General features: G+C 70.1%; 15 protein-coding genes. 7 read left to right on the forward strand and 8 right to left on the reverse strand.

Translation table 11 applies throughout. The features are described 5' to 3' along the window. Positions 1-3 precede the first annotated feature (3 nt). Positions 4-918, reverse strand: a complete 915-nt coding sequence (locus RJT50_RS10270) for a glycosyltransferase family 2 protein (RefSeq protein ID WP_313691193.1) — start codon at positions 916-918, stop codon at positions 4-6. A gap of 145 nt (positions 919-1,063) precedes the next feature. Next, positions 1,064-1,336: a MarR family transcriptional regulator gene (locus tag RJT50_RS10275; protein WP_313691194.1), complete on the reverse strand. Its 273-nt coding sequence runs from the start codon at positions 1,334-1,336 to the stop codon at positions 1,064-1,066. 125 nt (positions 1,337-1,461) lie between these two features. Between RJT50_RS10275 and RJT50_RS10280 the strand changes: the two genes are divergently transcribed. Together RJT50_RS10280 and RJT50_RS10285 are read left to right on the forward strand one after the other, a co-directional pair. Continuing rightward, positions 1,462-1,854 (forward strand): PPOX class F420-dependent oxidoreductase, encoded by a 393-nt coding sequence (locus RJT50_RS10280; protein ID WP_313691196.1) that lies wholly within the window; start codon positions 1,462-1,464, stop codon positions 1,852-1,854. 128 nt (positions 1,855-1,982) lie between these two features. Next, on the forward strand, positions 1,983-2,687 hold the full coding sequence (locus RJT50_RS10285; RefSeq protein ID WP_313691198.1) for a class I SAM-dependent methyltransferase: 705 nt from the start codon (positions 1,983-1,985) through the stop codon (positions 2,685-2,687). Positions 2,688-2,724: 37 nt separating this feature from the next. Here RJT50_RS10285 and RJT50_RS10290 read toward each other — a convergent pair whose 3' ends face one another. Together RJT50_RS10290 and RJT50_RS10295 are read right to left on the reverse strand one after the other, a co-directional pair. Beyond that, positions 2,725-3,129: a TRAM domain-containing protein gene (locus RJT50_RS10290; RefSeq protein ID WP_313691199.1), complete on the reverse strand. Its 405-nt coding sequence runs from the start codon at positions 3,127-3,129 to the stop codon at positions 2,725-2,727. 113 nt (positions 3,130-3,242) lie between these two features. Continuing rightward, on the reverse strand, positions 3,243-4,040 hold the full coding sequence (locus tag RJT50_RS10295) for a YkgJ family cysteine cluster protein (RefSeq protein WP_313691200.1): 798 nt from the start codon (positions 4,038-4,040) through the stop codon (positions 3,243-3,245). 118 nt (positions 4,041-4,158) lie between these two features. Here RJT50_RS10295 and RJT50_RS10300 point away from each other — a divergent pair, with 118 nt between their 5' ends. Together RJT50_RS10300 and RJT50_RS10305 are read left to right on the forward strand one after the other, a co-directional pair. Next, entirely contained in the window at positions 4,159-4,368 is a 210-nt protein-coding gene (locus RJT50_RS10300; protein ID WP_313691201.1) for a DUF7511 domain-containing protein, read from the forward strand. 41 nt (positions 4,369-4,409) lie between these two features. Next, positions 4,410-6,107 (forward strand): sensor histidine kinase, encoded by a 1,698-nt coding sequence (locus RJT50_RS10305; protein ID WP_313691202.1) that lies wholly within the window; start codon positions 4,410-4,412, stop codon positions 6,105-6,107. Here RJT50_RS10305 and RJT50_RS10310 read toward each other — a convergent pair. Both RJT50_RS10310 and RJT50_RS10315 read right to left on the reverse strand, forming a co-directional pair. Beyond that, entirely contained in the window at positions 6,104-6,892 is a 789-nt protein-coding gene (locus RJT50_RS10310; protein ID WP_313691204.1) for an MBL fold metallo-hydrolase, read from the reverse strand. The genes RJT50_RS10305 and RJT50_RS10310 overlap by 4 nt on opposite strands. A gap of 7 nt (positions 6,893-6,899) precedes the next feature. Then, positions 6,900-8,624 carry a radical SAM protein gene (locus RJT50_RS10315; protein WP_313691206.1) on the reverse strand — a complete coding sequence of 575 codons (1,725 nt, stop codon included), beginning with the start codon at positions 8,622-8,624 and terminating at the stop codon, positions 6,900-6,902. A 138-nt stretch (positions 8,625-8,762) separates the two neighbouring features. Between RJT50_RS10315 and pdxS the strand changes: the two genes are divergently transcribed. The 3 genes from pdxS (at position 8,763) to RJT50_RS10330 (ending at position 11,128) form a co-directional block, all read left to right on the forward strand. Further along, positions 8,763-9,668, forward strand: a complete 906-nt coding sequence (pdxS, locus tag RJT50_RS10320) for a pyridoxal 5'-phosphate synthase lyase subunit PdxS (protein ID WP_313691208.1) — start codon at positions 8,763-8,765, stop codon at positions 9,666-9,668. Between the two features lie 172 nt (positions 9,669-9,840). After that, positions 9,841-10,374 (forward strand): hypothetical protein, encoded by a 534-nt coding sequence (locus RJT50_RS10325; RefSeq protein WP_313691210.1) that lies wholly within the window; start codon positions 9,841-9,843, stop codon positions 10,372-10,374. A gap of 238 nt (positions 10,375-10,612) precedes the next feature. After that, positions 10,613-11,128 carry a thiol-disulfide oxidoreductase DCC family protein gene (locus RJT50_RS10330; protein WP_313691212.1) on the forward strand — a complete coding sequence of 172 codons (516 nt, stop codon included), beginning with the start codon at positions 10,613-10,615 and terminating at the stop codon, positions 11,126-11,128. Here RJT50_RS10330 and RJT50_RS10335 read toward each other — a convergent pair whose 3' ends face one another. Then, positions 11,129-12,004, reverse strand: coding sequence for a homoserine kinase (locus RJT50_RS10335; protein ID WP_313691214.1), 876 nt, complete (start codon positions 12,002-12,004; stop codon positions 11,129-11,131). Positions 12,005-12,058: 54 nt separating this feature from the next. Further along, on the reverse strand, positions 12,059-12,307 hold the full coding sequence (locus tag RJT50_RS10340) for a DUF8006 family protein (protein ID WP_313691216.1): 249 nt from the start codon (positions 12,305-12,307) through the stop codon (positions 12,059-12,061). Positions 12,308-12,341 lie beyond the last annotated feature (34 nt).

A 12,341-nucleotide genomic window follows, 5' to 3' on the forward strand; every position in this document is an offset into this window, starting at 1 on the left:
CGGCTACTCGCGCCAGTCGTACTTCGCGACCGCCCGGTCGGCCCTCGCGGTCAACCCGTTCGGGTTCCGGGTGTCCGATCGGTCCTTCGCCCGGGCGACGATGCCGTCCGAGGCCCCGGTCGCCATCCCGCCGACCACGTCCCGTCCGTTGCCGACCCATCCCGAGGGGGTCGCCTCGCCCCGCACGACTTCGGTGAGCGTCCGTCGGGCGTCGCTCGCGGCGTGAGACAGCGTTCTCCGGACGACGGTCGGGCGGGGACCGTAGTTCTTCGTCAGTCGGTAGGCGAGCGCGCGGTACTTCCAGCCCCAGTCGCGCGCCTCGCGGCCGCCGTCCGCCGCCGTCGGCTCCTGTCGCCGCACACCCATCTCGGGGCGCCAGACGACCTCGACGTTCATCCCGCCGAGCCGGTGTGAGGCGTCCCGCGACCCGCCCGTCTCCAGATACTCGTCGAAGCCGTCGAGGTCCTCGAGCACGTCGGCCCGGAAGGCGACGTTTCGCCCGTTGAGGTACGTCACGCTCCGATCAGCGATGTTTCGGCGTTCGGCCTCGGCGCTCGTCGCACCGCCCTTCACCGTCCGTCGAAGCGGCCCCGTCACCACGTCGGCGCCGGTCGAGACCGCGTCGCGAACCGTCGTCTGCCAGTCGGCCTCGATCAGGTGATCGTAGCCGAGCATCGCCACGACGTCGCCGTCGGCCACCTCGATGCCGGCGTTCCGGGCGACGTTGACGTTTCTCGCCGAAATCTCGACGAGCACGTCCACGTCGTCCCGGTCGCGTACCATCCCGGTGGTGCCGTCAGCGGAGGGGCCGTTGACCACGACCACCTCCGCGTCGGACGCGTGTGCGGCGAGCGAGTCGAGGCTCGCCGCGAGGCGGTCCCGACCGTTGAGGGTCGGGACGACCACCGAGAGCTCCATACCCTCCATGTTTCCGTTCAGCGACTTAAAAGGGAGGCTTCGAACCGGGTCGGAACTGACAACCCGGCGTCGTGTCTCCACCGTTCGGGGTGGTTCGCCGACGTTTCGGCGCTCGGGGAGCCGGGAGGAGTCGAGACCGGGTTCGCTACGTGTTGAGGAAGTAGACCTGCTTGCGCGCGTCCTTGAAGGAGTAGCGCGATCCGACGAGATCACACTCCTCGAGCCTGTTCAGCGCGTAGCGCACGGTCCGGTCGGGCAGCAGCGACTCGTCCGCGAGCTGCCCCTGCGAGAGGGGCGTTTCACCCTCCAGGACCTTCGCAACCAGCTTGGCGCTGGGGGGGAGCTCACGGAGCCTGTCGCGGTACTCTGCCTTCGAGAGACGGTCGCTGCCATCCACGTCCGCGGTACTGGTGCTCATACATCGAGCGAATCCGAGGGGAATGGTAAAGGTTACCTCAATATGACTGGAAAGGGTCCGTATTCCTAATATCCCTTATATCATCTCAGCGGCGGGCTCAAGTGTCGGTTCGTCCAACCGCGACCGTGATTCCCGAGTCCCACCGCGACGTGTTCGAGAAGGAGTCGTTCGCACACCTCTCGACGGTGATGCCCGACGGCACTCCCCAGTCGACGCCGGTCTGGGTCGATCACGACGGGGGCGAGGCCGTCCTGCTCAACACGGCACGCGGACGACAGAAGACCCGTAACATCGAGCGGAACCCGAAGGTCGGCGTCTCGGTGCTCGACCCCGACGATCCGTACCGCTACGTCTCGGTTCGCGGCGAGGCCGAACTGATCGACGAGGGGGCCGACGACCACATCGACGAACTGGCGCGGGCGTACTTCGACGTCGACGAGTACCCCCATCACGGCGAGGAGTCGGGCGCGCGGGTGATCGTCCGGGTCCCGGCGGAAAACGTCGTGACGAGCGGCTGAGCCGGACGAGAACGCCGCAGTGCCGTCCCGAGGGGCCGACCGACGGGTGGCGAACGCCGCCACGAGAATCGGACGCAGACGCGACAATCAGTACGGTTTTACCACTCGGGTGTTCACGCCGTCATAGCGTGAAAGGGCAGGAGTGGTACCAAGCCGACTCGGTGGCCGAGGAGTACGACGCCAAGCGGTTCTCGCGGGGCGGCCGACTCATCGACCGGCGGGAGAAGGAGGCGGTGCTCGAGGCGGTCGCGCCCGTCGAGGACCAGCGGGTCCTCGAAATCGCCTGTGGCACCGGCCGGTTCACCGCCATGCTCGCCGAGCGGGGCGCGGACATCGTCGGCCTCGACATCTCGGACGCGATGCTCTCACAGGGGCGCGAGAAGGCCAGGCGCGCTGGCGTGAGCGATCACATCGAGTTCATGCGCGGCGACGCCGCCCGCCTCCCGTTCCCCGACGACCACTTCGACACCGTGTTCGCCATGCGCTTTTTCCACCTGGCGGACACGCCAGCGAAGTTCCTCGCGGAGATGGCCCGCGTCTCGAAGCGGCGCGTCTTCTTCGACACGTTCAACGGAGCCTCGCTCCGGGTGCTGTACAACTGGGCGCTCCCGATGGGCTCTCGACTCTACTCGGCGGGCGAGGTCGACCGCCTGCTCACCGACGCGGGTCTCCACCTCGCGGACGAGTCACACGACTTCCTGCTCCCGTACGGCTTCTACCGGAAGGTCCCGAACGCGGTCGCGGACCCCTTCAGAACGGTCGACACGAGGATGGGCGCGACCCCGGTGGGCGACGCGCTCGCGTCGGTCTCCTACTGGACGGCGGAAGTCTGAAAACTGGCGGCGGCCGCGGTCCGGCGACGACCCCGATTTACTCCTCGATGACCTCGCCGACGGCGAAGTTCGACTTCACCTCGCTCACCTCGATCTTCACGCGCTCGCCGACCTCGGCGCCGGGGACGATGATGACGTAGCCCCGTTCGACGCGGGCGATCCCGTCGCCCTGTTTTCCCAGATCCTCGATCTCGACGTAGCGGATCTCGCCGGTCTCGACCGGCGGCTGTGGGCCCTCCCGGGAGGCGTCCTCGCCAGTCTCGGCGTCGGTCTCGCCGCCCTGACCCCCCGCCGTTCGGGAGATGAGCGCGACGCGGTACACCTCCCCGGGAGTCACGCTTCCGGTCTCAACCTCGCGGCGCGGTACTTCGAGCACGTAGCCGTCGTCGTCCTCGCGGACCTCGGCACTGAACAGACAGAGTAGTTCGTCGGAGATTTTCACGATACGGACCTCCGTTGCAACCTACGGGCGGCGTGACAAATACCTACCGCCGCCGCCGGCTCGCCGGTCGGGCGTCCGGACCCCGCGAACCCGTCGGTCCCCACGCTCCGGCCTCAGCCGTCGAGGGGCGTCCCGTCCGGGCGCTTCGCGCCCTCCGAGTCGTGGACGACGACCTCGCCGCCGGCGGTCTCGACCGGCTCGTAGTTGTCACGTACCCCGATCGCCTCCTCGAGTTCCCTGACCGCTCGCTCCTTGAGCGCCGCCGCGAGCTCCTCGGCGTCCGACCGCGAGATGTCCCGGCCGAGCCCCTCGCACTCGTGCGCGCGAACCATCCCCTCCGTATCGACCGCCTCGCCCATCGGCTGGGAGGTACCGCCGAGCGCGACGCTGAACGGGTACGTCCTGCAGATGAGCGGCCGGTCCTCGTGGACCGTACAGGCACCGACCCCCTCGTCAGGTCCGACGGCGTCGCCGTCGCCCGGAGCCGTCTCCGACGGCTCACGGTAGAACGTGCAGTCCCCGCAGGCGTCGGTCCCGAGGGCCCACTCGAACGTCTCGCCGCTCGGGCCGTCCGAGCCGTCCGGATCGTCGGTCAGCCCGTACGGCATCGGCCTGGCGACGTCGCGGAAGTCGTACTCGGCATCGCGGTCGGGGGTGGCCACGGCCGAATCACCGTCCGCCTCGGAACCGCCGTCAGCCTCGGAACTACCCTCCACAGCGGCATCGCCCGTCACCTCCTGGAGCCGCCGGATCTCGTCGGGGAACACCGTCGCCGTATGCGGGTCGGCATCGTCGGCCTTACAGCACGCGCCACAGCGCGTACACTCGAAGCCGATGGACTCGATGGCGTCGGCCAGCGCACCCACCTCGAGCGCGCGGGCCCCCTCGAGTTCGGATTCGAGCGACTCCATAGGTCAGCCTCCGTCCGCCCGGGGGAAAACAGCGTCGGGTGGACGCTCCGGACGGCTCAATAGCCCCCCGAACACCTCTTAGCGGGCCTTAAGTGTCGTCCCCCGGGACCAGTCGGTGATGGCCGCCACTGCCGACGACGACGCACGCGTCGCGGAGTCCGACCCGCGGTTCGCGGCTCCGGCGGGTCTCGAACTCGCGCTGGTCCGGTACGAGGACGCGCCGGACCGGTGTACGCTCTCGCCGCGGGACGTCGACGAGGAGGAGGTCCTCACCCACTGGCTCTCGGTCGACGCCTCGCTCGCCGTCCCGTTATCAGCGATGCGGTAAGGAGGACAACGTTTTAGCCGCTGTACGGAGAGCGCCGCTCCGTGTCCTGGGTTCCGACGGTGTACTCGGTGCCGCCCCTGCTGGCCGCGGTCATCGCGCTCGGCGTCTTCGCCGGCGCCTGGCGACACCGCACGGAGCCCGCAGCGAGGCCGTTCATCGCCGTCATCGGGATCCTCTTCGCCTGGTCGGTCGCCTACGCCATCCAGATCGGGTACACGGGCGTCCGGACGCAGCTGTTCTGGCAACAGGTGTCGTTCACGATCAGTGCCCTCATCGCCCCCCTCTGGTTCGTCTTCGCCGCCCGGTACGCCGGGTTCGACGAGGTGCTCCGCCGGCCGGTGATCGGCTTCCTCGCGCTCGAACCCGTCGCGTTCGCGCTCGTCGTCTGGACGTCCCCCGCCGGCCTCATCTGGTCGAACCCGCAGCCGTCACCCCTGGGTGCCGCGCCCATCGTGCAGTTCGTGATCGGACCGGCGTACCTGGTCCACATCACGTACGTGTACCTCCTCATCGCGGCGGGCATCGGCCTCCTCGTGTGGGTCGCCGTCTCCGGGTCGCGGCTCCACAGCAAGCAGGCCGCGCTCATCACCGCGGCCGCCCTCGTGCCGTTCGGGGCCAACGTCGTGTTCACGCTCGGCATGAGCCCGGTGCCGAACCTGGACCTGACGACGTTCACCTTCGCGATAACCGGCGCCGCGATCGCGATCGCGCTGTTCCGGTACGATTTCCTCGACCTCGCTCCGGTCGCCCACCGGCGACTGGTCGAGGCGCTCGGCGACGGGCTCGTGGTGGTCGACGACGAGGAGCGGGTCACCGAGGTCGACGGCGTGGCGCGGGACGTGCTCGATCCGCCGCCGGTCGTTGGGGAGGAGGTCGGCACGTCGCTCCCGGGCGAAACGGTCCCCGCGGCGGACGGCGCGGTTCTGGAGGCGACCGTCGACGGCGAACACCGGTACTACGACGTCTCGGTCGGGCCGATGGCGGACCGGTACGGCCGCCGGGTGGCCCACCTCGTCGGCCTCCGGGACGTCACCGAGCGCGAGGAGTACCAGCGGCGCATCGGCGTCGCCGACCGCGTCCTCCGCCACAACGTCAGGAACGAGGCGAACGTCGCGCTCGGAACCCTCTCGGACGTCTCCGAGGACGATGCGGTTTCCCCTCCGGAGGCGGCCGACCGGACGAGGACGGCCGCCGAGCGGGTGGAGCGGATCGTCGACCTGACCGAGCGCGTCCGCAAGGTGACGACCGCGCTGGACCGCAGCGACACGCGCGATCGATCGGTCGACGTCCGTCGCGTCGTGGCCGGGGTCGTCGATTCCTGTCGGGACCCCGGGGCGGTCGACGTGTCGTGTCCACCGGAGGCGACGGTCGCCGCGCCCGGCGACCTGCTCGTCGAGCGCGCCGTCGCGAACGTCGTGAGCAACGCGCTCGAACACGGTCCGGACGGGGCGACGGTTGACCTGACGGTCGCGGTCGACGCCGACGCCGTCCGCGTCGTCGTCGCCGACGAGGGCCCGGGGATTCCCGAGCAGGAACGGGTCCCGTTCGACGCCCGGGAGGAGACGCCGCTCTCACACGGGAGCGGCCTCGGGCTCTGGATGGTGAAGTGGGCGATGGAGGCGGCGGGGGGCGACGTCTCCCTGGCCGAGAACGAGCCGACCGGCTCCGTCGTGACGCTCACCTTCCGGCGGGCGGGGCCGGAGACCCCGACCGTCGCGGTCGCCGCGGACGACGATTAGGCGGGTCCCACGTCGCCGGTCTCGGGGTCGTACCTGACCCGCCCCGAGCGGGACAGTTTCTCGAGGTGCGCCCGCACCGTCGCCCGCGCGAGGTCACGCACGCCGGAGAGGTCCTTCTCGTAGGCAGCAGACAGCACCGCGTCGACGTCGCCGGCACCGTCCAGCGCCGCCGCCTCGACTGCCGTCTCGCGGGCGAGTCGATGGGCGATGAGCCGACCGCACGCGGCACGTGGCTCCTCGATGACCGGACCGTGGCCCGGGTAGAGCGTCGAAGGATTTCGGGCGTGGAGCCGGCGGAGCGCGACCAGATAGGCCCGCACGTCGCCCTCGGGTGCGCCCACGACGACGCTCCCCTCGGCGACGGCGACGTCCCCCGAAACGATCCCGAGCGGCGTCTCGAAGGCGGCGTGGTCGGGCGCGTGCCCCTGCGTGTCGAGGACGGCCGCCGGGCCGACGCGGTCGCCCTCCGCGAACGTTCGGTCCGGTTCGACCCCGGTCGCGGCCGCGAAGCGCTCCGTCCGTCCGACCCGCGCCCAGACGGTCGCTCCCGTCTCCCGCGCGTAGTCGGCGACCGCGCCGACGTGGTCCGGGTGGGTGTGGGTGACCGCGACGTGGTCGACGGCCGTCTCGCGCACCGCGACGTCGAGGTTCTCGGTTCTCCCCGCCGGGTCGACCAGCAGCCGTTCTGTCCCGTCGGCCGGTCCGGGGCCAGCGACGAGGTAGGCGTTCGTCCGCCCGGTCGGCGCGCGCGTCTCGACGGGGACCGAGAAGCGGTCGACGTGCATCGGCCCGTCAGTCGGCCCCCTTCTCCCCGCGCTCGGGCGCTGCAGCGGCGGCGAACCGCGAGAGGTCGACGTCGGCGGCGGCGACCGCGTCGCTGGCCTCCTCGGGCGAGTCGTACGGGCGGTTCACGACGATGTCGCCCGCGGTCCCCTTCCCGACGCCGGGGATGGCCGTGAGTTCGTCCATCGACGCGCCGTTCAGATCGAGCGGGTACGGCACCGCCGTCACGGAGCGATGGCCCCAGTCGACGACCGCGACGTCGACCGTGCGGCCGAGTTCGCGCTCGCCGGGAACGCCGACGAGGATCGGGTAGGTGCCCAGCTGCCGGCCGAACGTGGTGCCACGCTCGTGGTACTCGAGGTGGACGTCGGGCAGGACCGTCCCGGGCGGCATCACCCGTTCGAGCATCGGGCGGTCGACCGTCTCCCGGACCTTCGTCTTGTACCGCTGGAACTGCTTCTTGTGGTCGCGGGCGAGTTGCGCGCCGGTCTCGGCCATCTCGGTGCCCTCGAACGCCATCAGCTGCCGGATGTTCACGCGGCGGAGCATGAGCCCCTCGTCCATCACGTCCCGGAGGAAGCGCCGGTTGTGCTCGAACGTCTCCTCGGTCTCCCCCTCGAGTCCGTGGACCAGGTTGATGCCGGGGAGCAGTTTCGGCAGGCGCGTCCCGCGCTCGTCGTCGGGTCGCCAGCCGGCCGCCTCGTTGACGACGCGGACGGCGTCGAGACACTCCTCCGCGGAGACGAGGAGGTTGTTCGCCTCGCGAACCTCGGGGTCGGCCGATTCCAGGCCGAACGCCGCGGTGTCGCCGGGCGTGTTGTGCTCGGCGATGATCCGGATTCCCTCCCGCGAGGCCTCCGGGTAGTCGGTGATCGTCACGGGGTTCATGTTGTCGAGGTGGAGCGTCTCCAGGTCGGGTGCGACCTCGCGGATGCCGCCGTACAGTTGGCGGAGCGCGTCGGGGTTGGGGGCCTCGCCGTCGCCGCCGAACGCGAGGATGTCCGCCTGTCGGCCGATCCGGAAGTGGGCGACGCCGTGGTCCGAGAGCGCGTCGACCTCCGAGACGACGTCCGGGGCAGACCGGAAGTCCGGGTCGCCGTACAGCGGCTCGGTGCAAAACGAGCAGCGGTACGCACAGCCCCGGGAGGTCTCGAGTTCGGCGATGAGGTAGTCGGGGTGGTTGGGGTGCTGCTCGACGACGAACGCGCCCATGCTCGACCAGCGCGTCACCTCGTCGTAGTCGCGGATACGGTTGCCGAATCCCTCCAGGCCGGCCTCCACGAGGTCGAAGGCGGCCGCCTCCACGTCGCCCATCGCGACGAAGTCGTAGTCGAGGTCGTCCCGCTCCATCTCCTGTGCGCCGGCGTTCTCGTCGCCGACGCCGAAGCGGACCGGGCCGCCCAGCAGCGTGACGCCGTCGGCGGTCCAGGCGAGTTCCCGGACCTCGTCGGGTTCCGCGGGGGTGCCGCCGACGTACTTCCCGGGGACGGTCATCCCGCCGACGTAGATCATGAGGTCGGCGTCGGCGACGTCGGCCCACTTCCGGCGGTTCTCGCGGAGTTCGTCGATGGTGTGGTAGGTGATCCCCGACTCGGGGACGCCGGCGTCGACGAGCGCACCGGCGGTAAAACGGGGGTAGGTGGAGATGTAGGGAGGGACGCCGAAGTGCGCCGGCTCGTCCACGTAGCCGTCGACGATGGTGACCGAGAGGTCGGCGGGAGCGGGCGCGGTCATGTGGCGACGTGGGGCGTCGAGCGGCTAAAACCGTGCGGTCTGGTCGATCGGTGTCCGTCGTCATCGAGACCGAACACTCCACCCAGCACACATGCCCGAAAGGGCACTCGTTAAGTGTGCGCCCTCGTACCATCAGGTATGACCGAGACGGACCTCGAAGACCTCAAGCGCGGGACCGACCTCGTCAAGCGGGGGTTCGCGCGGATGCAGAAGGGCGGCGTCATCATGGACGTCGTCGACCCCGAACAGGCGCGCATCGCGGAGGACGCCGGCGCAGTCGCCGTCATGTCGCTGGAAGCCGTACCGGCGGACATCCGGAAGCGGGGTGGCGTGGCACGGATGGCCGACCCTGGAAAGCTGGAGGAGATCATCGATGAGGTGTCGATCCCGGTGATGGGCAAGTGCCGAATCGGCCACACGGCCGAGGCACAGATCCTCGAGGCGACCGGCGCGGACATGGTCGACGAGTCCGAGGTGCTCACCACCGCGGACGAGCGCTACCACATCGACAAGCGCGAGTTCACCGCGCCGTTCGTCTGTGGCGCGCGGAACCTCGGCGAGGCGCTCCGTCGGATCGACGAGGGCGCGGCGATGATCCGGACGAAGGGCGAGGCAGGGACGGGCGACGTGAACCAGGCCGTGACCCACCAGCGCTCCATCCAGCGCTCCATCCGGAAGCTCTCGGGCATGAGCTTCGAGGAGCGCGACGAGTGGGCCCGGAAGAACGAGGCGCCGCGCGACCTCGTCCACGAGACCGCCGAGATGGGTCGACTCCCGGTCGTCAACTTCGCCGCCGGCGGCATCGCCACGCCCGCGGACGCCGCGCTGATGATGCAGCACGGCTGTGACGGCATCTTCGTCGGCTCGGGCATCTTCGGCGCCGAGGACCCCACGAAGATGGGAACCGCCATCGTCCGCGCCGTCAACAACTACGACGACCCGGAGACGCTGAAGGAGATCGCCAAAGGGCTCGGCAAGGGGATGAAGGGCCAGGCGAACGAGACGATGCCCGAGGAGGAGAAGCTCCAGGGCCGCGGCGTCTGACCGCCCGTCTCCTCGGGCCGCCCCGCACCGTTGGATTGCCCGCACCGTCAGTTCCCCGCCGTTCGTCGACCGCTTGTAATCACCCGGCGAGCACCGGCCCCGCGGTTATGACGGGCAGGTGCAATGGTACGCGCGGACGGTGGGGCGTTCGATCCCACCGGTTCCACCAGCGATGGACAGGAGCACCATCCGGACGGTCTGTGTCGTCGCGCTCATCGTCTGTGGGTTCGGTGCCGGCCCCGCGGCCGCCGGCGGATCCGACGCCACGCAGGTCACGCGAACACAGCCAGCCGCGTCCGCGAACGTCGCGGGCTCGGGCACTGGAGGGGTCCAGCCCGGACTCACGAACCGCGCGCCACAGGCGAACGGGTCGAACGGCCCGTTCGACCTCTCGATCAGGAACCTCACGCGGTGTGGAGTGAACTGTCGGCAGGTCACCGTGACCCTGTCGAACGCGGGCGACGTCACCGCCGAGAACGTCACCGTCACCAGCACGGTCCTGGCCGGCGACCGGACCGTCGTCGTGCGGCGGACGCGCATCGACCGGCTCCCGCCCAACGAGAGCGTCACCAGGACCATCACCGTCTCGGTCGGCCTCCTCGACGTGCAGGCGATCCAGCGGAACGGGGGGCGCATCACGGTCCGAACCGTGGTCTCGTCCGATCAGCACACCCAGCGGTTCGTCTCGAGTCGAAAGGTCCTCTGAGAGGGGTCAGGAGCCAGGAAGCCACGCCGTCGAGCGGACGACCCTTTTATCGGATGACGGGTCCAGTGACCCCGTGACCTGAACGCCGCCGTGGAGGGGTTCGCAGGTGTGCGGCACGCCGCTCCACGTCCACCCGGTACATTGGGCTCGACGCGCCGAAACTGCCGCGCCGGAACCGCCGCGTCGACGCCGCCGCCTGTCAGCCAGATTCATCCGCGAGCGCTGCGTAGCGCCGTCGATGAGCGACGAGGGAGACGACGGCGGCGACACGGGGGTCGACGACACCGAGGGAGGTCCGCTCGCCGACCTCGACGCAGCCGAAAACCCGGTCCTCCTGTTCGACGGCGTCTGTAACCTCTGTAACGGTATCGTTCGGTTCGTCGTCCGGTTCGACGCCGCCGGGACGTTCCGGTTCGCGCCGCTCCAGTCCACCGTCGGGCGGGCGTTGCTGGAGCGACACGACGTCGCACGCGACGGGGGCGACGGCTTCGACTCGGTCGTGCTGATAGACGGCGACGAGGCGTACCGGAAGTCGGCCGCGGCGCTCCGCGTCGCCCGCGAACTCGACGGCCCGTGGCCCCTCCTGTGGCCGCTCGTCTACCTCCCCGAGCGGCTGCGCGACCGCGTCTACGACCTCGTCGCCGAGCATCGCTACCGGGTGTTCGGTCGGACCGACGACTGCCAGGTCCCGTCGCCGACGGTCCGGGAGCGGTTCGCCGGCCGCGCGCTCGACGATGTGGACGTCCAGGAGTAGCTACAGGAGGCTCGCACCGCTTCCGACGCCGGTCTGGTAGGCGCGCGACCCGACCCCCGCATCCGAGAAGGCCTCGACCATCGCGCCGGCGACGCCGCGCCGCTTCTCCAGGTGACAGACCGCCAGCAGCGAGGGCCCCGCGCCGCTCACCGTCACGCCGGTCGCACCCGCATCGAGCGCCGCATCGCGCACCGCGTCGTATCCGGTGATGAGCTCCGCCCTCGCCGGCGTCACGACGGGGTCGTCCATCCCGGCGCCGACGAGCGACGGGTCAGATCGGCACATCCCAGCGGTGAGCGACGCGGCGTTGCCGACCGTCTCGACGTGGTCCGCCATCGAGAGCGAGTCGGGGACGACCTCCCGCGCGTCACGGGTCGACACGGCGACTTCGGGGAGACACGCCACCAGCGGGACGTCGGCGTCGATTCTGGTGACCTCCTCGCCCCGGACGATCGTGAAGCCGCCGAGCAGCGACGGTGCGACGTTGTCCGCGTGGGCCGTCCCGGAGACGACCGCCTCCCCCTTCGCCGCGATCGAGACGAGTTCCTCGCGGCTGCGACCGCGGTCGTAGAGTTCGTTCAGCGCGACCGCCGCGGCCGCCGCCGACGCGGCGGACGAGCCGAGCCCGGAGGCCGGCCGGACGCCCTTGTCGATGCTGATGTGGGCCGGCGCGTCGAGCGCCTCCGCGACCGCGCCGACCGTGTTCCCCTGCGGGTCCTCCGGGATGTACTGGGCGCCGGCTCCCGTCACCTCGATGGACGTTTCGCTCGCCCGTTCGACGCTGACCGTGTCGGCCGGGCGTTCGAGCGCGACGCCGAACGTGTCGAACCCGCTTCCCAGGTTGGCGCTCGTGGCTGGTGCGCGGGCGGTGACCATGGGAGACCGGTGTGATGGGGTGGCCAAAAGGGTTCGCGTTCGACTGAACTGGTCCTACGAGTCGGCCGTCACGTACAGCAGCGGCCCGACGACGACGAGCACGATGCCAAGGAAGAGGTAGTGTACCGGCACCAGCGTCTGTGGCGTGAGCAGGAAGATGACGCCAAAGAGGATCGTGTTCAGTGCGAGCACCTGTCGGGAGAGCGGCAGCGTCGCCACCGTCGCCAGAACGAACCCGAGCAGGAGCGCCTGCCCCACGTTATAATCGAGCAGGAAACTGTCGACGAGCTGTAGCGGCAGCATTCTTACCCCGATTTGACTCCGGGGCCCGCATTAA

The sequence above is a fragment of the Halobaculum sp. XH14 genome (assembly GCF_032116555.1).
Classification (GTDB): domain Archaea; phylum Halobacteriota; class Halobacteria; order Halobacteriales; family Haloferacaceae; genus Halorarum; species Halorarum halobium.

Bases quoted from the DNA above. Each gene is read 5' to 3' on its own strand.
- RJT50_RS10270 (WP_313691193.1), bottom strand. From the start codon at position 918: ATGGAGCTCTCGGTGGTCGTCCCGACCCTCAACGGTCGGGACCGCCTC.
- RJT50_RS10275 (WP_313691194.1), bottom strand. From the start codon at position 1,336: ATGAGCACCAGTACCGCGGACGTGGATGGCAGCGACCGTCTCTCGAAG.
- RJT50_RS10295 (WP_313691200.1), bottom strand. From the start codon at position 4,040: ATGGAGTCGCTCGAATCCGAACTCGAGGGGGCCCGCGCGCTCGAGGTG.
- RJT50_RS10300 (WP_313691201.1), top strand. From the start codon at position 4,159: ATGGCCGCCACTGCCGACGACGACGCACGCGTCGCGGAGTCCGACCCG.
- RJT50_RS10310 (WP_313691204.1), bottom strand. From the start codon at position 6,892: ATGCACGTCGACCGCTTCTCGGTCCCCGTCGAGACGCGCGCGCCGACC.
- RJT50_RS10315 (WP_313691206.1), bottom strand. From the start codon at position 8,624: ATGACCGCGCCCGCTCCCGCCGACCTCTCGGTCACCATCGTCGACGGC.
- pdxS (WP_313691208.1), top strand. From the start codon at position 8,763: ATGACCGAGACGGACCTCGAAGACCTCAAGCGCGGGACCGACCTCGTC.
- RJT50_RS10325 (WP_313691210.1), top strand. From the start codon at position 9,841: ATGGACAGGAGCACCATCCGGACGGTCTGTGTCGTCGCGCTCATCGTC.
- RJT50_RS10330 (WP_313691212.1), top strand. From the start codon at position 10,613: ATGAGCGACGAGGGAGACGACGGCGGCGACACGGGGGTCGACGACACC.
- RJT50_RS10335 (WP_313691214.1), bottom strand. From the start codon at position 12,004: ATGGTCACCGCCCGCGCACCAGCCACGAGCGCCAACCTGGGAAGCGGG.
- RJT50_RS10340 (WP_313691216.1), bottom strand. From the start codon at position 12,307: ATGCTGCCGCTACAGCTCGTCGACAGTTTCCTGCTCGATTATAACGTG.